Source organism: Frigidibacter oleivorans (assembly GCF_003993775.1).
Taxonomy (GTDB): Bacteria; Pseudomonadota; Alphaproteobacteria; order Rhodobacterales; family Rhodobacteraceae; genus Frigidibacter; species Frigidibacter oleivorans.
Genome location: NZ_RJRZ01000028.1, coordinates 1 through 21,304, shown reverse-complemented (window position 1 = coordinate 21,304; position 21,304 = coordinate 1). Strand labels below are relative to the sequence as shown.

General features: G+C 71.8%; 22 protein-coding genes and 1 pseudogene. 18 read left to right on the top strand and 5 right to left on the bottom strand.

Going from position 1 to position 21,304, the window contains the following annotated elements:
- The 7 genes and pseudogenes from EEY80_RS19650 to nrdF form a co-directional block, all read left to right on the top strand.
- A pseudogene (locus tag EEY80_RS19650) lies at nucleotides 1-559 on the top strand (DNA polymerase III subunit gamma/tau); the annotation flags it as partial.
- Between the two features lie 9 nt (nucleotides 560-568).
- On the top strand, nucleotides 569-913 hold the full coding sequence (locus EEY80_RS19645) for a YbaB/EbfC family nucleoid-associated protein (RefSeq protein ID WP_126979594.1): 345 nt from the start codon (nucleotides 569-571) through the stop codon (nucleotides 911-913).
- A gap of 7 nt (nucleotides 914-920) precedes the next feature.
- Nucleotides 921-1,535, top strand: coding sequence for a recombination mediator RecR (gene recR, locus EEY80_RS19640; protein ID WP_126979592.1), 615 nt, complete (start codon nucleotides 921-923; stop codon nucleotides 1,533-1,535).
- A gap of 288 nt (nucleotides 1,536-1,823) precedes the next feature.
- Complete coding sequence (gene nrdH / locus EEY80_RS19635) at nucleotides 1,824-2,048, top strand: glutaredoxin-like protein NrdH (protein WP_126979590.1); 225 nt, start codon at nucleotides 1,824-1,826, stop codon at nucleotides 2,046-2,048.
- 7 nt (nucleotides 2,049-2,055) lie between these two features.
- Nucleotides 2,056-2,472 carry a class Ib ribonucleoside-diphosphate reductase assembly flavoprotein NrdI gene (gene nrdI / locus EEY80_RS19630; RefSeq protein WP_126979588.1) on the top strand — a complete coding sequence of 139 codons (417 nt, stop codon included), beginning with the start codon at nucleotides 2,056-2,058 and terminating at the stop codon, nucleotides 2,470-2,472.
- Complete coding sequence (nrdE, locus tag EEY80_RS19625; RefSeq protein WP_126979586.1) at nucleotides 2,454-4,601, top strand: class 1b ribonucleoside-diphosphate reductase subunit alpha; 2,148 nt, start codon at nucleotides 2,454-2,456, stop codon at nucleotides 4,599-4,601. Before nrdI ends, nrdE begins: the two co-directional genes overlap by 19 nt.
- 20 nt (nucleotides 4,602-4,621) lie before the next feature.
- The gene (nrdF, locus tag EEY80_RS19620; protein WP_407920748.1) at nucleotides 4,622-5,593 is read left to right on the top strand and encodes a class 1b ribonucleoside-diphosphate reductase subunit beta; all 972 of its coding nucleotides are present in this window, start codon (nucleotides 4,622-4,624) and stop codon (nucleotides 5,591-5,593) included.
- A 95-nt stretch (nucleotides 5,594-5,688) separates the two neighbouring features.
- Here the strand turns inward: nrdF and EEY80_RS19615 are convergent, their stop codons facing one another.
- Complete coding sequence (locus EEY80_RS19615; RefSeq protein WP_126979582.1) at nucleotides 5,689-6,312, bottom strand: TetR/AcrR family transcriptional regulator; 624 nt, start codon at nucleotides 6,310-6,312, stop codon at nucleotides 5,689-5,691.
- A gap of 125 nt (nucleotides 6,313-6,437) precedes the next feature.
- Here EEY80_RS19615 and EEY80_RS19610 point away from each other — a divergent pair, with 125 nt between their 5' ends.
- Nucleotides 6,438-6,893: a hypothetical protein gene (locus tag EEY80_RS19610; RefSeq protein WP_205749165.1), complete on the top strand. Its 456-nt coding sequence runs from the start codon at nucleotides 6,438-6,440 to the stop codon at nucleotides 6,891-6,893.
- 300 nt (nucleotides 6,894-7,193) lie between these two features.
- On the opposite strand, the gene EEY80_RS19605 is transcribed toward EEY80_RS19610, so the two are convergent.
- The 4 genes from EEY80_RS19605 to fliF all read right to left on the bottom strand — a co-directional run bounded on the left by EEY80_RS19605 (nucleotide 7,194) and on the right by fliF (nucleotide 10,648).
- Nucleotides 7,194-7,946, bottom strand: a complete 753-nt coding sequence (locus tag EEY80_RS19605; protein ID WP_126979580.1) for a flagellar type III secretion system pore protein FliP — start codon at nucleotides 7,944-7,946, stop codon at nucleotides 7,194-7,196.
- 287 nt (nucleotides 7,947-8,233) lie between these two features.
- Nucleotides 8,234-8,497, bottom strand: coding sequence for a FliM/FliN family flagellar motor switch protein (locus EEY80_RS19600; RefSeq protein ID WP_126979578.1), 264 nt, complete (start codon nucleotides 8,495-8,497; stop codon nucleotides 8,234-8,236).
- A complete protein-coding gene (locus EEY80_RS19595; RefSeq protein ID WP_126979576.1) occupies nucleotides 8,490-9,074 on the bottom strand; it encodes a FliH/SctL family protein in 585 nt (194 codons plus the stop codon). Before EEY80_RS19595 ends, EEY80_RS19600 begins: the two co-directional genes overlap by 8 nt.
- Nucleotides 9,071-10,648, bottom strand: a complete 1,578-nt coding sequence (gene fliF, locus EEY80_RS19590; RefSeq protein WP_126979574.1) for a flagellar basal-body MS-ring/collar protein FliF — start codon at nucleotides 10,646-10,648, stop codon at nucleotides 9,071-9,073. Before fliF ends, EEY80_RS19595 begins: the two co-directional genes overlap by 4 nt.
- 113 nt (nucleotides 10,649-10,761) lie before the next feature.
- Between fliF and EEY80_RS19585 the strand changes: the two genes are divergently transcribed.
- The 10 genes from EEY80_RS19585 to EEY80_RS19540 all read left to right on the top strand — a co-directional run.
- The gene (locus tag EEY80_RS19585; RefSeq protein WP_126979572.1) at nucleotides 10,762-11,247 is read left to right on the top strand and encodes a flagellar basal body-associated FliL family protein; all 486 of its coding nucleotides are present in this window, start codon (nucleotides 10,762-10,764) and stop codon (nucleotides 11,245-11,247) included.
- Between the two features lie 7 nt (nucleotides 11,248-11,254).
- Nucleotides 11,255-11,629: a DUF6468 domain-containing protein gene (locus tag EEY80_RS19580; protein WP_126979570.1), complete on the top strand. Its 375-nt coding sequence runs from the start codon at nucleotides 11,255-11,257 to the stop codon at nucleotides 11,627-11,629.
- On the top strand, nucleotides 11,626-12,312 hold the full coding sequence (locus tag EEY80_RS19575) for a MotE family protein (protein WP_126979568.1): 687 nt from the start codon (nucleotides 11,626-11,628) through the stop codon (nucleotides 12,310-12,312). The genes EEY80_RS19580 and EEY80_RS19575 overlap by 4 nt, the downstream gene beginning before the upstream one ends.
- Nucleotides 12,313-12,354: 42 nt before the next feature.
- On the top strand, nucleotides 12,355-13,221 hold the full coding sequence (motA, locus tag EEY80_RS19570) for a flagellar motor stator protein MotA (protein WP_126979566.1): 867 nt from the start codon (nucleotides 12,355-12,357) through the stop codon (nucleotides 13,219-13,221).
- On the top strand, nucleotides 13,218-15,593 hold the full coding sequence (locus EEY80_RS19565) for a hypothetical protein (protein WP_126979564.1): 2,376 nt from the start codon (nucleotides 13,218-13,220) through the stop codon (nucleotides 15,591-15,593). The genes motA and EEY80_RS19565 overlap by 4 nt, the downstream gene beginning before the upstream one ends.
- Nucleotides 15,594-16,010: 417 nt before the next feature.
- Nucleotides 16,011-17,102 carry a lytic transglycosylase domain-containing protein gene (locus EEY80_RS19560; protein WP_235829923.1) on the top strand — a complete coding sequence of 364 codons (1,092 nt, stop codon included), beginning with the start codon at nucleotides 16,011-16,013 and terminating at the stop codon, nucleotides 17,100-17,102.
- A complete protein-coding gene (gene flhA, locus EEY80_RS19555) occupies nucleotides 17,099-19,174 on the top strand; it encodes a flagellar biosynthesis protein FlhA (protein WP_126979560.1) in 2,076 nt (691 codons plus the stop codon). The genes EEY80_RS19560 and flhA overlap by 4 nt, the downstream gene beginning before the upstream one ends.
- A 97-nt stretch (nucleotides 19,175-19,271) precedes the next feature.
- A complete protein-coding gene (locus EEY80_RS19550) occupies nucleotides 19,272-20,051 on the top strand; it encodes a flagellar biosynthetic protein FliR (protein WP_126979558.1) in 780 nt (259 codons plus the stop codon).
- Nucleotides 20,048-21,121: an EscU/YscU/HrcU family type III secretion system export apparatus switch protein gene (locus tag EEY80_RS19545; protein WP_126979556.1), complete on the top strand. Its 1,074-nt coding sequence runs from the start codon at nucleotides 20,048-20,050 to the stop codon at nucleotides 21,119-21,121. The genes EEY80_RS19550 and EEY80_RS19545 overlap by 4 nt, the downstream gene beginning before the upstream one ends.
- A partial coding sequence (locus EEY80_RS19540) for a hypothetical protein (protein WP_164738335.1) occupies nucleotides 21,112-21,304 on the top strand: 193 nt, incomplete at its 3' end. The genes EEY80_RS19545 and EEY80_RS19540, both read left to right, overlap by 10 nt.

Below are 21,304 nucleotides of genomic sequence, written 5' to 3'. Positions count from 1 at the left end.
CGGCGGGGCGCCCGCCGGGGGTGCCGCGGTCCATGCCGCGCCGCGGGCGCTGTCGGTCCCGCGCCCGGCGGTTGCCGTCGGCACGGCCATGGCCGCGCCGGCCGAGGCGCCGGATGCCGGGCTCGCCCGCTTTGCCCGGTTCGAGGATGTGGTGGAGCTGATCCGCGAGCGGCGCGACATGCATCTGCTGGTCGAGGTGGAAACCGGCCTGCGGCTGGCGCGCTATGCCCCCGGCAGGATCGAGTTCGAGCCGGCGCCGGGCGCGGCCTCGGGCCTTGCGGCGACGCTGGCGCAGCGGCTGCAACTGTGGACCGGGGTTCGCTGGGGCGTGTCGGTGGTGGGGCAGGGCGGCAGCCCGACCATCGCCGAGGCGCGCGAGGCCGCCCGGATCGAGGCCGAGGCCGATATGGCGCAGAACCCGCTGGTGGCCAGCATCCTGGCGACCTTTCCGGGGGCCAAGATCGCCGGCATCCGCACCCCCGAGACCCGCGCCGCCGCGGCCGCCGCCGAGGCGCTGCCCGAGGTCGAGGACGAATGGGACCCTTTCGAGGACAGCTAGGAGAGATCGATGTTCAAGGGCTTGGGCGGCTTCGGCGACATGGCGAAGATGATGAAGACCGCGCAGGAGATGCAGGGCCGCATCGCCGGCCTGCAGGAAGATTTGGCGAAGATCACCGTCACCGGCGAGGCCGGGGCCGGGCTGGTCAAGGCCACGGCCACGGCGAAGGGCGAGCTGACCGCGCTGGAGATCGACCCCTCGATCTTTTCTGCCGAGGACAAGGAGGTGGTCGAGGACCTGATCCTCGCGGCCGTCAAGGACGCGCAGGCGCGGGGCGCCGAGCGCGGGCAGGAGGAACTGCGCAAGCTGTCGGCCGAAATGGGCCTGCCGGCCGATTTCAAGCTGCCGCTCTGAGCGCGCGATGGCCAGCGGCGGCGAGGGCGACGGAACCCGGCGGATCGAGGCGCTGATCGAGGCGATGGCCCGGCTGCCGGGGCTGGGGCCACGGTCGGCGCGCCGCGCGGTGCTGCACCTGATCCGCCGGCGGACGGGGGTGATGGCACCCCTGGCCGAGCTGATGGCAGAAGTCGCCCGCACCGCCCGCGACTGCCGGCGCTGCGGCAATGTCGGCACCTCGGAGATCTGCGCCATCTGCGCCGATCCTGACCGCGCCACCGGCGAGATCTGTGTGGTCGAGGATGTGGCCGATCTTTGGGCGATGGAACGCGGCCAGTCCTTCCGCGGCCGCTATCACGTTCTGGGGGGCACGCTGTCGGCACTGGATGCGGTCGGACCCGACGAGTTGCGCATCCCCGCGCTGCTGGACCGGATCGGGGCCGAGGGCGTGACCGAGGTGATCCTCGCGCTGAACGCCACGGTCGATGGCCAGACGACGGCGCATTACCTGGCCGACACGCTGGCCGCCACGGGCGTGCAGGTGACGAGTCTGGCGCAGGGTGTGCCGATCGGCGGCGAGCTCGACTATCTCGACGACGGGACGATCCAGGCGGCGTTGCGGGCGCGCAAGCGCCTGTGACGCGTCCGCGCCACAGCGGCCCGTTTACCGCGGGGCGGGCGCCCGATTCGACGTAAAGCATTTGTCAAGATGTTGACATGACCCTGTTGGATTCCCCAATATGATGGGTGTCCGGTGGCCGCGACTCGATGGTTGCGGTGCCGGATCCGGTCGGGGCAACCCGGCCCGTCCCGCCAGCGACGGGGCGCGATGACGAGCAATGGCAGTGCGTTATCGGCCGCGGGAGCGAGGGCACCACCCTGATCCCTGCGCGTCGGCCACTGGAAACGAACACAAGGGACGACCGCGATGACGATCACCGTCTATTCCAAACCCGCCTGCGTGCAATGCACGGCAACGACACGCGCCCTGGACGCGCGCGGGCTCGAATACAGCGTGGTGGACCTGACCGCGGACCCTGCGGCGATGGAGATGGTCAGCGCGCTCGGCTATCGCATGGCCCCGGTCGTGGTGGCGGGCGAGGCGCATTGGGCCGGCTTCCGTCCCGACATGATCGGCCAGCTGGCCGGCTGAGCGGACGATGGGCGGGCTCGTCTACTATTCCTCGCAATCGGGGAACACGGCGCGCTTCGTGGAACGGCTCGGCCTGCCGGCGAGCCGGATCCCGATCTCGCCCGACGCGGCGATGCCCGAGCCTGCGATGCCTTACGTACTGATCTGCCCGACCTATGCCGATGGCGAAGGCCGCGGCGCGGTGGCCAAGCAGGTGATCCGCTTCCTGAACGATCCCGCGCGGCGGGCGTTGATCCGGGGCGTGATCGCGGGTGGCAACCGCAACTTCGGCCCGACCTACGCGCTGGCGGGGCGGGTGATCGCCGAAAAATGCAATGTGCCCTGGCTTTCCAGCTTTGAACTGGCCGGCACCGACACCGACATCGCCCGCATCCGTGCCGGGCTCGACCGCTTCTGGGGGATGGAATGCTCGATCACGGCCTGAAGGATGGCAGCAAGACGGCGGCGCTGGACTATCACGCGCTGAACGCGATGCTGAACCTCTATGACAGCGAGGGCCGCATCCGGTTCGAGGCCGACCGCATGGCGGCGCGGCAGTACTTCCTGCAGCACGTCAACCAGAACACCGTGTTCTTCCACTCGCTCGACGAAAAGCTCGGCTATCTCGTCGAGGAGGGCTATTACGAACCCGAGGTGCTGGACCAGTATTCGCGCAACTTCCAGCGCAAGATCTGGGCCGCCGCCTATGAACGCAAGTTCCGCTTTCCGACCTTCCTCGGCGCGTTCAAGTACTACACCTCCTACACGCTGAAGACCCGCGACGGGCAGCGCTATCTGGAACGCTATGAAGACCGCGTGGTGATGGTGGCGCTGGCGCTGGCCCGCGGCGACGAGGCGCAGGCGATGCGCTTCATGGAGGAAATCATCGAAGGGCGCTTCCAGCCCGCGACGCCCACCTTCCTCAATGCCGGAAAGAAATCGCGGGGCGAGCTGATCTCGTGCTTCCTGCTGCGGGTCGAGGACAACATGGAATCGATCGGCCGGGCGATCAATTCCTCGCTGCAGCTGTCCAAGCGGGGCGGGGGCGTGGCGCTGATGCTGACCAACATCCGCGAGCATGGCGCCCCGATCAAGGGCATCGAGAACCAGTCCTCGGGCGTGATCCCGGTGATGAAACTGCTGGAGGACAGCTTCAGCTATGCCAACCAGCTGGGCGCGCGGCAGGGGGCGGGGGCCGTCTACCTGAACGCCCACCACCCCGACATCCTGCGCTTCCTCGACACCAAGCGCGAGAATGCCGACGAGAAGATCCGCATCAAGACGCTGAGCCTGGGCGTGGTGATCCCCGACGTGACCTTCGAACTGGCGAAGCGGAACGAGGACATGTACCTGTTCTCGCCGCATGACGTGGAGCGGGTCTACGGCATGCCCTTCTCGGACGTTTCGGTCACCGAGAAATACGACGAGATGGTCGACGACCGCCGCATCCGCAAGAAGAAGATCAACGCCCGCGCCTTCTTCCAGACGCTGGCCGAGATCCAGTTCGAAAGCGGCTATCCCTACATCATGTTCGAGGACACGGTGAACCGGATGAACCCGATCGCCGGGCGGATCGCCATGTCGAACCTCTGTTCGGAAATCCTGCAGGTCAACGAGGCGTCGGAGTACAACGAGGATCTGAGCTATCGCCACCTCGGCACCGACATTTCCTGCAACCTCGGCTCGCTGAACATCGCGATGACGATGGACAGTCCCGATTTCGGCGGCACCGTCGAAACCGCGGTGCGGGCGCTGACCGCGGTGTCCGAGATGTCGGCCATCGACGCCGTGCCCTCGATCCGGCGCGGCAATGACGAGGCGCATGCGATCGGCCTCGGCCAGATGAACCTCCACGGCTTCCTCGCCCGTGAGCGCATCCATTACGGCAGCGCTGAAGGCGTGGACTTCACCCGCGCCTATTTCGCCGCCGTGGCCTATCACTGCATCCGCGCCTCGAACCTGATCGCGCGCGAGAGGGGCCAGACCTTCGCGGGCTTCGAACGGTCGAAATACGCCGATGGCAGCTTCTTCGAGAAATATGTCACCCGCGACTGGCTGCCCGAGACGGCCGAGGTCGCGGCGCTGTTCGACCGCTGCGGGATCGCGCTGCCCACCCGCGAGGACTGGGCCGAACTGCGCGCCGCTGTGATGAAGGACGGGCTGTACAACCGCAACCTGCAGGCGGTGCCGCCGACCGGGTCGATCAGCTACATCAACAACTCCACCTCCTCGATCCACCCGATCGTGTCGAAAATCGAGATCCGGAAGGAGGGCAAGATCGGCCGCGTCTATTACCCCGCGCCGTTCATGACCAACGACAACCTCGACTACTATCGCGACGCCTACGAGATCGGCCCCGACGCGCTGATCGAGACCTATGCGGCGGCGACCGAACATGTGGATCAGGGCCTGTCGCTGACGCTGTTCTTCCCGGCCGAGGCCACGACCCGCGACATCAACCGCGCCCAGATCCTCGCGTGGAAGAAGGGCATCAAGACCATCTATTACGTCCGCCTGCGCCAGACCGCCCTCGAGGGGACCGAGGTGCAGGGCTGCGTTTCCTGTACGCTGTGAGGCCCGCCATGAAGGATATCGTGAAGACTGCCGCGACCACGACCGTGCCGCGCGCGATCAACTGGAACCGCCTGCAGGACGACAAGGATCTGGAGGTCTGGAACCGGCTGACGGTGAACTTCTGGCTGCCGGAAAAGGTGCCGCTGTCGAACGACGTGCAAAGCTGGGCGACGCTGCGCCCGGCCGAGCGCGAGCTGACGATCCGGGTCTTCACCGGGCTGACGCTGCTCGACACCATCCAGAACAGCGTTGGCGCCCCCGCCCTGCTGGCCGATGCGCAGACCCCGCATGAAGAGGCGGTGCTGACCAACATCGCCTTCATGGAGGCGGTGCACGCGCGGTCCTATTCCTCGATCTTCTCCACCCTCTGCCTGACCAAGGAGGTGGACGAGGCCTTCCGCTGGTCCGAGGAGAACCCGCATCTGCAGGCCAAGGCGCGGCTGGTGCTGGAGGAATATGCCGCCGGGGCCGATCCGCTGAAGCGCAAGATCGCCAGCGTGTTCCTGGAAAGCTTCCTGTTCTATTCCGGCTTCTACCTGCCGATGTACTGGTCGAGCCGGGCGAAGCTGACCAACACTGCCGACCTGATCCGGCTTATCATCCGTGACGAGGCGGTGCACGGCTATTACATCGGCTACAAGTTCCAGCGCGCTCAGGAACGCCTGCCCGAGGCCGAGCGCGCGGCGTTGAAGGATTTCGCCTTCGCGCTGATCTTCGACCTCTACGAGATCGAGGCCAAATATACCGAGGAACTGTATGACGGGCTGGGCCTGACCGAGGACGTGAAGGCCTTCCTGCATTACAACGCCAACAAGGCGCTGATGAACCTCGGCTACGAACCGCTGTTCCCGCCCGCCGCCTGCGAGGTCAACCCCGCGATCCTCGCCGCGCTGTCCCCGGACAGCGAAAACCACGACTTCTTCTCGGGTTCGGGGTCGAGCTATGTCATCGGCAAGGCGGTCGCGACCGAGGACGAGGACTGGGACTTCTGAGCGCGGCCGTTTCTTCGGGGGCGCTGCCGCCGGGGGGATGTCCGGGACGGAGCTTGTTGCGGCGGGCGGAAGTGGCCTTGGCCCGGACGGAGCGGTCATTCGCCGGCTTCCTGTCCAGGACCAGGACGCAGATCCCGGATGAAGTGGTCGAGCGACCGCTGCATCCAGTCGAGCGGATCGCCTTCCGGACTCCATTCCGGGAAGTGGCCGTCGATCAGCATGCGGCTCAGACCATAGACCAGCGCACGGCAGGACAGCAGTACGGCAGCGGGATCGGCATCATGCCGCAGATGCCCGTGTGACCGGGCCATGGTCAGCAGCGCCATCATGCGATCCCGGATCGCATCGTTCTGTTTGCGGGCCGTCCCCTCGAGCGGGACCAGATTGCGCTGGCTGATGATGGCGAATTGGGTCGGGTGCTCGGCGACCCAGCGAAGATAGGCCGTCCCGATCATCCTGATCTGCTCCAGCGGATCGGCATCTGTCTTTAACTGCCCGGCCTCAACCGCCGTTGCCAGTCGTTCCATTGCCTGTCCGGCGACGGCCGCCAGCAGGGCATCGCGTGACGCGAAGTGGCGGAAGGGGGCCCCCGGCGATACGCCGACGCGTTTGGCGACCGCGCGCACGGACAATGCCTCGACCCCCGCTTCCTCGACAATCGCAGAGGCGGCGGCGATCAGCGCCTTGGGCAGATCCCCGTGGTGATAGGTCTTCGACATGATCCGTTTCCCTGCTTTCCGGTTGGCACCCGAGTACCGGCACCAATGTAATCACTGATTATTTACTTTCAAATCCGAGACCGGGGCGGTTAGAAGTAATCACCGATTACATCTGGATGACGTACATGACCGATATCCTCAAATCCCTGCGTGCAATCACCGTCGCGGCACCCGTTTTCTGCAGTGGCGCAGCCCTGGCCGAGGAGGCGCCGACCCTGCGCATCGTCTGGCCGGCGCAGGGCATGACAGTGCCCGTCGGCCACGACGCCGAAGGTGTCATCGGGGTTGTGGTGGACAGCAATTTCCGCCTCGCACCCGCCGGCACCTGCGGTGACGATCCCCGCTGCGGCCATGTCCACATGAAGATCGACCCGGAGGGCGATGACTGCAACATTCCGGGCCGTAACTACAACAGCATGAACAGCGATTTCGGCGGCAATCTGATCATCGCGCGCTTCGGCCATTGCTCCGACCGGACGGGGGCGCACGTGATCGGCGTGCTGCTCGCGAATGACCATCACGAGCCGATCATGCTCGATGGTCGGCCGGTCACGGCATTGGTCCCGGTCATCACCGAATGAAGGAGGAGGGGGCTGAAACGCGGCTCCGGCCCCGGAACGCCCTTCGCCCCGCGCTGCCGGGCCGGCAGCGTGGAGCGCCGGCCGGCGCGCCGCGGTGCATGAGAGGCCGATCTTTCCGGCGGAACAGGGCCCCGCTCCGCGCCGATATCCGGCCGCTCTGACTGGAGCGATTTTCGTTCGCTTCAGAGACTGACTCGGGTGAGACCGGCCAGCCGCGCGAAGGCAAGGCGCGCGGCCCCGCACCCCCGGCCGCACCTGCCGGTGACTCCGCTGCCCGCTGCCGCGGATGTCTCCGCAGCCTCAGACATAGCTGCGCACCAGCGCCGCCGACAGCAGCGCCCAGCCGTCGGCGACGACGAAGAAGGCCAGCTTGAACGGCATCGACACCACCGAGGGCGGCACCATCATCATCCCCATCGACATCAGCACCGCCGAGACCACGAGGTCGATGATCAGGAAGGGCAGGTAGATCAGGAAGCCGATCTCGAAGGCGCGGCGGATTTCCGACAGCATGAAGGACGGGACCAGCAGCGACAGCGGCGCCGTCCCGGGATCGGGCAGCAGGGCCGGTGCCTGCGCCGGGGCAAGGGCCGCCGGGGCAACGGGTGTCGGGGCCAACGCCGGGCCGGCCTCGGGCGGCAGCCGCAATTCGGCCAGCGCCGCGAAGGTGGCCGGGTCGATCCGCCCGGCCATGAAGCCCCGCAGCGGCCGCAGCGCCGCCGTCGCGCCCTCCTGCAGCGACATCTCCTCGTCGATGACCGGGCGCAGGCCCGTCTGCCAGGCCTCGGTCAGGACGGGGTCCATCACGAACCAGGTCAGGAACAGCGCCAGCGACACGATCAGCATGTTGGGCGGCGATTGCTGCAACCCGATCGCCTGCCGCAGGATCGCCAGCACCGTCACGAGGAAGGGAAAGCAGGTCACCATCATCAACAGCCCCGGCGCGAGCCCGAGCACCGTGACCAGCGCGATGATCTGCAGCGTGCGCGCCGTCAGATCGCCGCCGCCGAGGTTGTCGAACCCGCCGGCGCCGAGCGGCAACTGCTGCGCCATTGCGACCCCGGGAAGCAGGAGCGCCGCCAGCACGACCGCCGCCGCCAGGGTGGCGAGGCGGCACGGGGCCGCCCGGCCGGTGCAGGGCCCGGCGGCCCGGAGGGCGGCCGCGGTGGCAGCACGGCCGGCCGGCGGGCGGGAGGACGCCTCAGCCGGGCCACCCGTTCCGGCATCGGGCCGGCAAGCGGTCGCCTGCCGCGCGCCCACCGGAAGGCCAGCCGAGGAGGGTGCGCCCCGCACAGTACCGTCCGGCGCCCCCTCCGGCCCAGCCTCCCGCCACCGCCCCGTCACAGCCCGTCCTTCAGGTCGGCCACCTCGGTCAGGCGGACGCCGAGCTGGCCCGGGGGGCCGCCCTCGACCTCGACCAGTTCGCCGCGCGCGATCAGCCGTTCGCCGACGAACAGGTCCACCGCATCCTCGATCCGGCGGTCGAGCGGCAGCACGGCGTCGGGGCGGAGCCGCAGCAATTCGCGCAGCGGCGGCCGGGCGCGGCCGACCGACACGGTGATCTCGATCGGGATCTGGCTGAAGGGGGGGGCGCGGTCATCCATCGGACGGGGACTCCGGGTCGGGCTGGGGGTGGAAGAAGGCGGCAAGCGCGGCGTCGATCGCGTCGACGATGCCGTCGAGGTCGACGCGCCGCTCGATCCGGCCGAGGCGCAGGTAGACCTGCCCCTCGCCCAGGCTCGGCTCCTCGACGATGCGCAGGGGCGGCGCGGGGTCGCGGGTCAGCATGGCTTCGACGGCGGCGCGGCTGGCGGGATGGACCGTCACCTCGACCGGGGTATCGGCCAGATCCTCGGCCAGCGGACGCAGCGCCTCCACCACCATCGCGCCCAGCGACCGGCGCGCGACCGCGGGCAGCAGCTTGCCCACCATCTCGGCCAGCAGCGGCTCGACCGCCCGCAGGACATGGCCCCGCGCCTCGTGATAGGTGAAGGACAGCTCCTGCAGGTTGCGGCCGAGATCGCCGCGCAGCTTCGTCACCTCGGCCTCCTGCGCGGCCACGGCATCGTCCCAGCCGGCAGAATAGCCCTGTTCATAGGCGGCGAGACGCTCTTCCTCGGGCGCCGGGTCGGGGGCGGCAGGCGGCGGGGCGTCGAAGCGGGGCAGCGAAGGGCGTGTCACCTCGCGTCCTCCTCCATCCAGCCGCGCAGGATGTCGGCGCTTTCGGCCCGCCGCTCGGCGATCAGCCGGCGCAGCCGGGCCACCGGATCCTCGGGCCCGTCCTCCGCCGGCATCACGAAGCTGCCGAGCGCCGGCAGCCCGCCGGCGACCAGCGGCATGCCGGCCGGATAGTCGCCCTCGTCGATCTCGCCGGTCAGCACCGGAACGGCCGTCCCGTCGTCCCGCCCCGGGGCAGGCAGGGCGGCCGGCTGAGGCGGGCGCGTCAGGATCGGGCGCAGCACGAAGAGGCCCAGCACCAGCGCCGTCACCGCCAGCACCGCCAGCTGGATCAGCGCCATCGCGTCCAGCGTCACCCCCGCCAACGGTCCCGGTTCCCCCAGCGTGCCGGCCTCCGCCAGCGGTTCGAAGGGCATCGAGCGGATCGTCAGCGTGTCGCCCCGGCCGGGGTCGATACCGGCGGCGGAGGCGGCGAGATCCCGCAGGTCCGCCAGTTCCGCCTCGGGCCGCGGCTGCCAGCCATCGGCGCCCTCGATTCCGTCGACCAGGATCGCGATGCCGAGCCGCCGGATCGCGCCGGGCACGCGCAGCACCTCGCGCGTCGTCTCCGACAGCTCGAAATTGGTGCGTTCGCGGGTCGTGCTCTCGCGGCTTTGCGACTGGCCGGACCCGGCCGCATCGCCCTCGGGCAGGTTCGAGGCAACGGTGACGCTGCCGGGCCTGGTGTCGGTGGCGCTGCCGGTCGTCTCGACCGTCTCGCTGGCGATGGCCACCCGCCCGGCAGGATCCAGGCGCCGCTCGGTGATCGCCTCGCGTTCGGTCACCGCCTCGACCGAGACCTCGACCATCGCGCGGCCGGGGCCGACGCGGGCCTCCAGCAGCCGCAACAGGCTGGCGCGCAACTGCGCGGCGCGGTCCGCCTCGCCCGGAACGGCATCCTCGCCGCCGATCACGGTGCCGCGCAGCGCGTCGACGACCGTCACCGCCTCGGGCGCGAGCCCCGCCACGGCCGAGGCCACCAGGTGGCGGATGGCCTTCGCCTGCCCGGCGGAGAGCGTGCCGCCCGCGACCGTCACCGCGACCGAGGCGGAGGGCGGTGCCGGCTCGCGGAACCCCCCCGCCGGCGGCACCGCCAGATGCACCCGCGCGGCGCGAACCTGCGGCCCGGCGGCGATGGTGCGCGCCAGTTCCCCTTCCTTCGCGCGCCAATAGGCGGCGTCGAACATCTGCGCGGTGGTGCCGAAGCCCGACAGCGAATCGAGCAGCTCGTACCCCTCGCCCCCGGTCGCGGGCAGCCCTTCGCCGGCCAGCGACATCCGCAGCGCGTCGCGTTCCGCGACCGGCACCCGGATCGCATCGCCCCGTACCTCATAGGCGACGCCGCGCGCCTCCAGCGCGGTAATGACCTCGCCGGCGCCGCGCGGATCGAGTCCCGCATAGAGCAGCGCCATCTGGCCCGGCCCGCGCGACAGCCCCGCAACCGCCAGCACCGCCAGCAGGGTCGCGAGGGTGGCGCCGGCCACGATCAGGCGGCGCCGCGCGTCCAGAGACCGCCAGAGTTCCCCCAGTTGCTGCACGCCGCCCTCCGACCCCGGCCTTCTGCCGGATCGGGGCGATCCTTTCGGAGCCGCCTTAACATTCGGTTAGCCCGCATCGGACTATCACCACAGGCACCGGAGCGGAGAGCCAGATGTCGCAACCCGAAACCCCGGCGGACCCGCCCCGCCGATCGAAGCTGCCCCTGCTGCTGGGGCTGGTGCTCGCCATCCTCGGCGGTGCCGGCGGATTTTTCGCGGTCCGCGCCCAGCTGATCCCCGGGCTCGGCGCCGGCGCGGCGGCACCGGAAGAGGCGCATCCCGCCCTGCCCGGCCATGCGGAAGTGGCCTTCGTGCCGGTGCCGCAGATCATCGTCACGCTGGGGTCCGGCGGCACGGCGCGGCATCTGCGGTTCTCGGCGCAGATCGAGGTCACGACCGCCGGGGCCGAGGAAACGGCGCATCTGATGCCGCGCATCCTCGACGTGCTGAACAGCTATCTGCGCGCGGTCGAGACCCGCGACCTCGAGGAGCCGTCGAACCTGATGCAGCTGCGCGCGCAGATGCTGCGCCGGGTGCAGGCGGTCACCGGCGAGGGGTTGGCGCGCGACCTGCTGATCACCGAATTCGTGCTGAACTGAGGGTATCATGGACCTGATCGCCGACATTCTGCTGGGGGCCGGCGCGTTCGGCGCCGGGGCTTGGTGCCTTGCCCTGTCGCGGCGGCTGGCGGCGCTGCAGCGGCTGGAAGGCGGCATGGGCGGCGCCATCGCGGTGATGTCGGCGCAGGTCGACGACCTGTCGCGGGCGCTGGCCGCCGCACGTTCCGCCGCAGGCGAATCGGTGGCGGCCCTGTCCGAGCGCACTGCCCAGGCAGAGGCCGCGGCCGAACGGCTGGAACTGCTGCTGGCCTCGATGCACGACTTGCCGGACCCGGCAGCTGCCCCGGCTCCGCCCGCTCCGGCGCGCCTGCGCGTCCTGCGCCGGCGCCTGCGGCCCGCGCCGCTGGAGGCGGCGGAATGAGCGCCGGCGGGTCCGCCGACCGGAACCCGGCGGCCGCCGCATCGGCCGCCGCGGGGGGGTCCCGGCGGCGGCGGGGCGGCGCGGTCTGGGTGATCGTCGTGCTGCTGGCGGGCTCGGGCGTCCTTCGCCTCGCCTCGGGGGCGCAGGCGCTGGCCGAGGTCGCCGGCACCTCCCATGCCGCCGTGCCAAATGCCGGCCATGCCGGTGCGGAGGTTTGCGAGCCCGATCCCGATGTGGCGCCGCTGATGCAGGCGATCCGCGACCGCAATGCCGAGCAGGACGCGCGCGAGGGGCGCCTTGCCGACCGCGAACAGGCCATGGCGCTGATCTCGGCCCAGCTCGACGCGCGGCTGGCCGAACTCGTGGCCGCCGAAGAGCGGCTGGCCGCGACCCTCGCCCAGGCCGACACGGCCGCAGAGGGCGATGTCGCGCGGCTCGCCGCCATGTACGAGGCGATGAAGCCCAAGGAGGCCGCCCCCCTCTTCGAGGAGATGGCGCCGGATTTCGCCGCCGGGTTCCTTTCGCGCATGCGGCCCGAGGCGGCGGGGGCGGTGCTGGCGGCGCTCGACCCGAAGACGGCCTATACGATCAGCGTGATCCTGGCCGGCCGCAATGCCCGGGCGCCGCAGGACCGCCCGGCGCGGGCGGACAGCGGAACCGCGCCGGCGGAAAGCCTTCCTTAAGACCGGCGCGCGAGGCTCGCCGCATCGGGCCGGAGGCAGGACATGATCGGATTCGCGGGCATCGCCATCATCTTCGTCATGGTCTTCGGCGGCTATGTCGCGGCCGGCGGGCATCTGGAGATCATCCTGCATGCCCTGCCCTACGAGATGTCGATGATCCTCGGCGCAGCCGTCGGCGCCTTCGTGCTCGGCAACGACCTCGCCGGGGTGAAGCATGCGCTCGCCGATATCGGCAAGGTGTTCCGCGGACCGCGCTGGAAACCGCAGGATTACCGCGACCTGCTGTGCCTGCTGTTCGAACTGGTGCGCCTCGCCCGCCAGAACCCTGTCGCGATCGAGGAGCATATCGAGGCGCCCGCCGGTTCGTCGATCTTCGGCCGCTACCCGCGCATCCTCGCCGATCACGAGGCGGTGGAACTGATCTGCGACACCTTGCGGTCGGCCTCGATGAACTACGACGACCCGCATCAGGTCGAAGAGGTGCTCGACAAGCGGATGGAGGCCACTCTGGGCCATGCGCTGCATTCGAGCCACGCCCTGCAGACGATCGCCGACGGGTTGCCGGCGCTCGGGATCGTGGCGGCGGTGCTGGGCGTGATCAAGACCATGGGCGCCATCGACCAGCCGCCGGAGGTACTGGGCAAGATGATCGGCGGCGCGCTGGTCGGCACCTTCCTCGGCGTGTTCATGGCCTATGGCTTCGTCGGCCCCTTCGCCGGCAAGGTGAAATCCGTCGTCGAGGAGGACAGCCATTTCTACGGCCTGATCCGCGAAGTGCTGGTCGCGAACCTGCACCGGCACCCGACCAACATCTGCATCGAGGTCGGGCGACAGAACACGCCGCATCACAAGCGCCCGAGCTTTTCCGAACTGGAAGAGGCGCTGAAATCGGTGAAGGACGCGGCATGATGCGGCGGCGCGCGCTGGCGCTCCTCTGCGCGGTGGTCCTGGCCGCGGCGACCGGTGCCCTGCGGACGGCCGCGGCTGCACCGGTCGAACTGCGCTCGGGCGAGCATGGGGACTTCTCCCGTCTGGTGCTGCCCCTGCCGGCGGGCAGCCGCTGGATCCTGGGCCGGCGGAACGACGGCTACCGGCTGCGCATCCGGGACGCCGATCTCGACATCGGCGTCGACACCGTGTTCCGGCTGATCCCGCGCACCCGGCTGCGGGCACTCGACCGGCCCGAACCATCGACGCTCGACCTTTCGGTCGCCCCGCGGGTGCATGCCCTGGCGTTTCAGCTGGCGGACGGCACCCTGGTCATCGACCTGCATGACGGGCCCCCGCCCGAAGACTCGCCTTTCGAGACAAGGGTCCCCGGCGACGCCGCCGGCGCAGGCTATCGCCCGCGGCCCGTCGCACAGGGCCTCGCGCCCTTCTGGTCCGACCGACGGCCGCGCGGACAGCCACCCGGACCGCAGCCCCCAGCCGTGGCAGCAGAAGCCGCCGAAGCGCCCGCCGGACCGGACCCGGCCCGGGTCGGTGCCGCGGAGGCGGCCCTGCTGCGGCAGATCAGCCGCGGCGCGAGCCAGGGCCTGTTGTCCGTCGACCCCGGCGCGGCGGGCCTGCCCTCGGCCGCGCGGGCCGGGGCGATGGCCGAGCCCACGCGGCAGCTGTCCGGCACGACTTCGATCGACCGCGCCCTGACTGCGGCGGCACCTGCCGGGGTGACGGGCGCCGGCAGCCCCTGCCCGGACCCCGCCAGCCTCGATCTGCCGGCCTGGGGCGACGGACGCCCCTTCGCCGAGCAACTGGTCGAGGCGCGGGACGGGCTGGTGGGCGAGTTCGACCATGCGGATCCGGCGCGGGGCTGGGCGCTCGCCCGTCTCTATCTGCACCACGGTTTCGGCGCCGAGGCGCGCGCGGCGCTTGCCGCCTTCGCCGGTGATGCGGATGCGGCGCTGCTGCTGGCGCTGGCCGATGTCATCGACGGCCGGGACGCGGCACCCCCGCTGCGCCCGGACTGGGCCGGATGCGATGGCCCGGCGGCGCTCTGGTCGCTGCTGGGAGCGCCGCCGCGCCCTGGCCAGCCGGTCGACCGGGCCGCGGTGCTGCGCGAATTCGCGGCCTTGCCTCCGGGCCTTCAGCGCCTGCTGGCCGACCGGCTCGCCGCCCGCTTCGCCGCCCGGGATGACCTGTCGGCCCTGCATATGCTGCGGGACATGCTCGCGCGGCAGGCAACGGATGGTGCGGCGCCGGCCCCGGTCCGGGCGCGGCTGGCGCTGGCCGAGGGCGATCCCGCCACGGCGGCGGCGGAGCTGACGGACGCTGCGGCGGGCGCCGCGCCCGAAGGCGCCGAGGCGCTGATCCTGCTGGTCGATGCCCGCATCGCGGCGGGGCAGGCGGCGGCCGCGCCGGAAATCGCCCAGGCCGCCGCGCTCGCCCGCGAGTATCGGGCGGGTCCGCTTGCGGCGCCCCTGCGCCGGGCGCTGGCGCTCGCCCTCGCCTCGGCGGGCCGGCATATCGAGGCCGCGCAGGCGCTCGCAGGCTGGCCGGAAGGCCAGGTCCCGGGGCCGGCGGTGGCTGGCGAGCTGCTGGCCCTGCTGTCGCGGGAGGCGGATGACACCCTCTTCCTCGCCGCCGCGTTGACGGCACTGGCACCGGAGGGGCCGCTGGCCGGGGACCCCTCCGGGCAGGATGCGGCGCTGCGGCTGGCGATCGCCGAACGGGTGGCGGGGCTGGGTCTGGCGCGGGCGGCCGCGGGGTTGCTGGACCCTCGCGATAGCTCGCCACCGGCCCGCCGGTTGCGGGCACGGGCGGCGATGGAGCAGGGGATGCCGCGGCAGGCGATCGCGCTGCTGGCGGGCCTCGACGATCCGGAGTCGTTGCGCCTGCTGGCCGAGGCGCATGGCCGCGCCGGGGCGCAGCGCGACGCGGCCGCGACGTTTCGCCGTGCCGGGGACGAGGCGCAGGCACGGGCGGCGGCATGGCGGGCGGACAGCACCGGGCTCGCCCCCGGCGATGCGGCCACGGCGGCGCAGGAGGCGGTGTTGTCGCTGGGGATTGCGACGCGTGAACCGCGAGCGGGGGCGCAGGGCGGACCGGCCGGTGCGGCCGCCCGTTCGCCGGTGCGCGATCCGCCGGAGGATGGGGCGGGGACCGCTCCGCCGACGCCGGCTGGCGCCGATGAGTCCCCGCCGGGCATCGACCTGCAGCCGAGCCTCGCCCGAAGCCAGCGCCTCCTCGATGCCAGTGCGGCGGCGCGCGAGGCCTGGGCGCGGCTTCTGGCGGAAAGCGCGGCTCCGTCCGGGGCCTCTGTGGCGGATGCGCCCGTGCCGTGATCGCGTGGTCCTTCCCCGGGGTCCACGGGGTCGGAAGGCGGCGCCGGCGTGGAGCCGGGGGGAGCGTCTGACGGACAGCGCGCCAGAGGCAACCCGTCTTGGCGCCCCGGTCGCGCCCGTGCCGCGACATGCACCTGGGAGGCGCCAGCTTCGAAGGCTAAGGCACAGAGGCGCAGGCGCTGGCACGTCCGCAGGCAACGGCACAGGTACGGCCCCAGGTACAGCCAGGGGCCGCACGGATGCAGGCACCACCCCGGCACCGTGCACCGGCGCGGGCACAGCCTCCCGTCTCACGGGAGACATGGCGGACGCCGCCCCCGGCTCCGACCACCTTCGATGCGCGGGCCGCTGGTAACCGAATCTCAGCATCCGGTCGCGAGGGTGGTCGCAGCCGGGACGACGGCGAAAGGAGCCCGCGTGCCAGAACCGCAGAGACCATCGCGCCCGGACCGGGGCGCCCTCGTGGCGCGGCGCGCCAGCCGCCGCATCCGCTGGCGGGCCGCGCTGCTCGCTTTCGCGTTGGCGTTGCTGCCGCTGGCTGCCGCGGCATCGCGCGGGCTTGAGGACCCGTCGCAGCTTTGCGATCAGGCGGCGGTCGAGGCCAGCCGCAGGACCGGCGTGCCCTTGCCGGTGCTGCGGGCCATCGCGCTGACCGAAACCGGACGCCGCCGGGACGGCGCGTTCCGCCCCTGGCCCTGGACCGTCAACATGGAAGGCAGCGGCCGCTGGTTCGACGACGCGAAGGATGCGCTGGCCTTCGCCGCATCCGGCCACGCACGCGGCGCGCGCAGCTTCGACATCGGCTGTTTCCAGATCAACTATCGCTGGCATGGCCAGAACTTCGCCTCGATCGGGCAGATGTTCGATCCGCTGGCCAACGGGCTCTACGCCGCGCGCTATCTGGCGCAGCTGCACGCTGAATTCGGCGACTGGACGCAGGCGGCCGGCGCCTATCATTCGCGCAACCCCGCCCATGCCACGCGCTATGCCGCGCGCTTTGCGGCCATCCTCGCGGACCTGCCGCCGGGCCGCGCCACCCCGCCCGCGATGCCTGGCGGCTGGCCGGAGGCGACCCCGGAGATTCCCGACATTCCGGATATCGTCAACACGGCGCTGGAGAGGGCAGCCGGTGACATCGCAGCCGAGGGTACCGCGGCCCGCAGATCGCCCCGGCCCAACCGCTTTCCGCTGCTGCAGGGCGGACGGGCCGGCGCGCCCGGGTCGCTGGTGCCAGTCGTCACGGGTTCGGGCGGCTGGTTCGCGGTGCCCCTGTGGATCGCCGCCGCGCCCGCGCCCGATCCGGCCGAAGGCGGTACTGCCGACCTCGCCGATCCGGACAGTCCCGACCCTGCGGCCGATCCGCCCCCGACCGCCGCGCCGCCGGGCAGCCTCCTGCCCCCCGTCGCCTTCCCGGACGGGACCCGCGGCTCCGCCGGCAGCCTGATGCCCGCCCCGCCGCAGGGGGCGGTCCGGTCCGGCGCGGGCACCCCGGGAGGCGCGGTCGGATGACACCCGCGCCCGGCCCCTTGCCGCTGGTCCGGCCCACCGTGCTGCTCGCGCTCGCGATGATGGCGATCGTGGCGATGATGGTGCTGCCGATGCCGTCCTGGCTGCTCGATATCGGGCTCGCGCTGTCCTTCGCGCTGGCGATCCTGATCTTCACCGTGACCCTGTTCATCGAGCGGCCGCTCGACTTCTCGTCCTTCCCCACCGTGCTGCTCGGCACGCTGATGCTGCGGCTGTCGCTCAATGTCTCGTCCACCAAGCTGATCGTGGGCGAGGGCCATACCGGCACCGCCGCCGCCGGCAGGGTGATCGAGGGTTTCGCCGATTTCGTCATGGGCGGCTCGCTCGTCATCGGGCTGGTGGTCTTCCTCGTGATCCTCGTGGTGAATTTCGTGGTCATCACCAAGGGCGCGGGCCGGATGGCCGAGGTCGGCGCGCGCTTTGCGCTCGATGCGATGCCGGGCAAACAGCTGGCGATCGACGCCGACATGAACGCGGGCGCGATCGACCATGCCGAGGCGCGGACGCGGCGCGAGCGCGAGCAGGCGGAGACCACCTTTTTCGGCTCGCTCGACGGCGCTTCGAAATTCGTCAAGGGCGACGCGGTGGCGGGGCTGGTCATCACCGGGCTGAACCTGGTGATGGGGCTGGTGGTGGGCACGCTGGTCCATGGCATGCCGATCGGCCGGGCGCTGGAAACCTATGCGGTGCTGACCGTGGGCGACGGTCTGGTCAGCCAGATACCCGCCGTGATCATCTCGATCGCGGCGGCGATCCTGCTGTCGCGCGGCGGCAGCCGGGGGGCCGCGGATATCGAGCTGTTCCGTCAGCTCGGCCGCTATCCCGCGGCGCTCGGCACCGTCGCGCTGCTGATGGCGCTGTTCGCGCTGGTGCCGGGGCTGCCCTTCCTGCCCTTCATGGCCGGGGCCGCGCTGCTGGCCGCGCTGGCGCTCAGGGGCATCCGCGCCGGCACCGCCCCCGCGCCGCCCGAGGCCGTGGCGGAGGCACCGGCAAAGCCGCGCCCGCTGGGCGATCTGCTCGACCTCGACGAGATCCATCTCGAATTCGCGCCCGACATCGTGCCGATGGTGCTCGACCCGGTCAGCGGCCTCGAATCGCGGATCGCCAACATGCGCAGCCATGTCGCCACGACCTATGGCCTGCTGCTGCCCGAGGTGCGGCTGACCGACGATGCGGCGCTCGACCCGGGATCCTACCGGATCCGGATCCAGGGCGTCGAACAGGCGCGCGACCGCCTGCGCCCGGGGCGGGTGCTGGCGCTGCTGGCCGGGCAGGAGGGGCTGCCCCCCGGCGAGGATGTGCGCGAGCCGGTCTATGGCGCGCCCGCCCGCTGGCTGCCGGCGGCCCGCCAGGACGAGGCGGCGCTGTCGGGCGCGACGGTGGTGGGCGCGACCGAGGTGCTCGCCACCCATCTGCTGGAGGTGATCCGCCGCAACCTCGGGCGGCTGATGACGCTGCGCGCGCTGCGCCGGATGCTGGACGAGATGACCCGGCTCTCCGACCCCGCGCGGGCCGAGGCCACCCGGCGGCTGATCGAGGAACTGGTGCCCGACCGGGTGCCGGTCGACCTGCTGCTGGCGGTGCTGCGGCTTCTGCTCGAGGAACGCGTCTCGATCCGCAACCTGCCGCTGATCCTCGAGGCGGTGGCCGAAACCCGCGGCGCGGGCGGGCCGGAGGCGGTGTGCGAACATGTCCGCCGCAGGCTCGGCTTCCAGCTGGTGGCGGAGCTGCGCCGCGCGGATGGCAGCATCCCCCTGCTGCAGCTCGCCCCCGAATGGGAAGAGAGCTTCACCGCCTGGCAGGTGGAGGGCGAGCGCGGGCAGGTCGAGGTGGCCCTGCCGCCGGAACGGTTCAACCGTCTGGCCAGTGGCGTCGCCGAGCGCCTGGCCCGTGCGGCCGAGGCGGGGACCCAACCCGCACTCGTCACCTCGGCGCGGCGGCGGCGGCTGGTGCGGGCGGTTCTGGGCGCCAAGGGCGTGGCGCTGCCGGTGCTGAGCTTCGACGAGATCGGCACCGAGGCGCGTCCGGCGCTGATCGGGACGGTGCCGGCATGACCCGGTCCGGCGGCACGGCGTTGCGGCGCGGGCGGGCAGGTCTCGGCGGCCCGGCTCCGGGCTGCCGCCCGGCCCGCTGCACCGGCAGGACGCGCCGATGACGCCGGAGATTGCGGCCGCCCTCCTCGATCTCGCGACGTCCGGCGGCACCGCCGCCTTCGCCGTGCTGCTGCGCGTGGGTGCGGCGATGGCGCTGCTGCCGGCCTTCGGCGAAGCGGTCCTGCCGGTCCGCCTGCGCCTCGGCCTCGCGCTGGCCTTTACCGCGGTGGTCCTGCCGGCCGTCGCGCCCGCGCTGGCCGGGCTGCCGGCGGAGGGCATCGGCACCGTCTGGCTGCTGACCGAGCCGCTGGCGGGTCTCCTCCTCGGGATCGGGCTGCGGCTCGCAGTCATGGCGCTGCAGATCGCGGCGGCGATGGCGGCGCAGGCCATGTCGCTGGCCCAGCTCTTCGCCGGCGCGGGGGCGGAACCGCAGCCGGCGATCGGCCACCTCCTGACCATGGGCGGGCTCGCGCTCGCGCTGATGTCGGGCCTGCCGGAACGGCTCGCCCGCGCGCTGATCCTGTCCTACGGCGTGCTTCCCGCCGGGCGGATGCCCGATCCCGGGGCGGTGCTCGACTGGGGGCTGGCGCAGACCGGCGCGGCCTTCGCGCTGGCCTTCGCGCTGGCGCTGCCCTTCCTGCTGGCCTCGCTGCTCTACAATCTGGCGCTCGGCATCATCAACCGCGCGATGCCGCAGCTGATGGTGGCGCTGGTCGGCGCCCCGGCGATGGCGGCGGTGGGGCTGGGCCTCGTTCTCCTCGCCGCGCCCGCCGGGCTTCTGGTCTGGCGCGACATGCTGGACGGCCTCCTGGCCGATCCCTTCGCGGTGCCGCCATGAGCACCGGTGCCGAGGAGGGCGCGGGCGAACGCAGCCATGACCCGACCCCGCGCCGGCTGGAACAGGCGCGGGCCAGGGGCGACGTGCCGCGCCTGCCCGAGCTTGCCGCGGCCGCCGGGCAGGCCGGGCTCCTCGCCACCGCGGCCCTCGCGGGCGGGCCGATGCTCACGACCCTGGGCGAGCTCGGGATGATGCTGCTCGGCCGGCCGGACCGCCTTACCGACCCCGCGCTCCTGTCGGCGCTCCTCTGGCGGATGCTGGCCGTCATCGCGCCGCTCTTCCTCGCGCCGATGGCGGCGACGCTGGCGCTGCTGGTGCTGTTCCGCGCCATCGCCATCGTGCCGAGCCGGCTGCAACCCGACCTCGGGCGCCTGTCGCCGCTTGCCGCCCTCGGCCGCAGGTTCGGGATCGCCGGCCTTGCCGAATTCGCGTCGCAGGCCGCGCGGCTGATGCTGGTCTCGGCGCTTTGCGGCTGGTTCCTGATCGCTCACCTGCCCGGAATCCTGATGCTGCAATCCGCCGACCCCCGGGTGGCGGCGGCGCGGATCGCGGGCCTGCCGCTCGCCTTCCTGGCCGCCGCGCTGGCGCTGAACCTCTGCTTCGGGCTGATCGACATGGCGGTCCAGCGGGGCGAGCGGTCCCGGCGGCTGCGGATGAGCCGGCAGGACCTGGTCGAGGAATACCGCGAAAGCGAGGGCGACCCGCATCTGAAGGGCCGCCGGCTGCAGCGCGCGCGCGAGATCGCGACCAACCGGATGCTGGCCGAGGTGCCGGCGGCGGATGTGGTCATCGTCAACCCGACACATGTCGCCGTCGCCCTGCGCTGGCGGCGGGGCAGCGGCCGCGCGCCGGTCTGCGTCGCCAAGGGCACCGATGCAGTGGCGGCGCGGATCCGGGCGCTGGCGCTGGAAAGCGGCGTGCCGCTGCGGTCGGACCCGCCCACCGCCCGGGCGCTGCATGCGGCTGTCGAGATCGGTCAGGAGATCCGTCCCGAACACTATGCCGCCGTGGCCGCCGCCATCCGCTTCGCCGAGGAGATGCGGCGCCGGGCGCGGGCGCGATGGGGATGAGGCCCGCGGCGGGCTCCGGGGCGCTCGATGCGCTGGCGGCGCTGGCCGCGCTCGACCGCGACCGCCGGCTGGCCGAGCTTCGGGTGCGGCGGCAGGCCTGCCGGAGCCTGCGCGCGGCGCTGTCGCGGGACGAGGCGCAGGTCCGGCAGGCGCGGGACGAGGCGGGGGGCGATCCGGTGCTGG

Coding starts and splice junctions, on each gene's coding strand:
- EEY80_RS19605 (WP_126979580.1), bottom strand. CDS start 7,946: ATGGCGCAGCAGTTGCCGCTCGGCGCCGGCGGGTTCGACAACCTCGGC.
- nrdI (WP_126979588.1), top strand. CDS start 2,056: ATGGGCGGGCTCGTCTACTATTCCTCGCAATCGGGGAACACGGCGCGC.
- motA (WP_126979566.1), top strand. CDS start 12,355: ATGATCGGATTCGCGGGCATCGCCATCATCTTCGTCATGGTCTTCGGC.
- EEY80_RS19565 (WP_126979564.1), top strand. CDS start 13,218: ATGATGCGGCGGCGCGCGCTGGCGCTCCTCTGCGCGGTGGTCCTGGCC.
- nrdH (WP_126979590.1), top strand. CDS start 1,824: ATGACGATCACCGTCTATTCCAAACCCGCCTGCGTGCAATGCACGGCA.
- EEY80_RS19615 (WP_126979582.1), bottom strand. CDS start 6,312: ATGTCGAAGACCTATCACCACGGGGATCTGCCCAAGGCGCTGATCGCC.
- recR (WP_126979592.1), top strand. CDS start 921: ATGGCCAGCGGCGGCGAGGGCGACGGAACCCGGCGGATCGAGGCGCTG.
- EEY80_RS19585 (WP_126979572.1), top strand. CDS start 10,762: ATGTCGCAACCCGAAACCCCGGCGGACCCGCCCCGCCGATCGAAGCTG.
- EEY80_RS19545 (WP_126979556.1), top strand. CDS start 20,048: ATGAGCACCGGTGCCGAGGAGGGCGCGGGCGAACGCAGCCATGACCCG.
- EEY80_RS19610 (WP_205749165.1), top strand. CDS start 6,438: ATGACCGATATCCTCAAATCCCTGCGTGCAATCACCGTCGCGGCACCC.
- flhA (WP_126979560.1), top strand. CDS start 17,099: ATGACACCCGCGCCCGGCCCCTTGCCGCTGGTCCGGCCCACCGTGCTG.
- EEY80_RS19600 (WP_126979578.1), bottom strand. CDS start 8,497: ATGGATGACCGCGCCCCCCCCTTCAGCCAGATCCCGATCGAGATCACC.
- EEY80_RS19645 (WP_126979594.1), top strand. CDS start 569: ATGTTCAAGGGCTTGGGCGGCTTCGGCGACATGGCGAAGATGATGAAG.
- nrdE (WP_126979586.1), top strand. CDS start 2,454: ATGCTCGATCACGGCCTGAAGGATGGCAGCAAGACGGCGGCGCTGGAC.
- EEY80_RS19575 (WP_126979568.1), top strand. CDS start 11,626: ATGAGCGCCGGCGGGTCCGCCGACCGGAACCCGGCGGCCGCCGCATCG.
- EEY80_RS19550 (WP_126979558.1), top strand. CDS start 19,272: ATGACGCCGGAGATTGCGGCCGCCCTCCTCGATCTCGCGACGTCCGGC.
- EEY80_RS19580 (WP_126979570.1), top strand. CDS start 11,255: ATGGACCTGATCGCCGACATTCTGCTGGGGGCCGGCGCGTTCGGCGCC.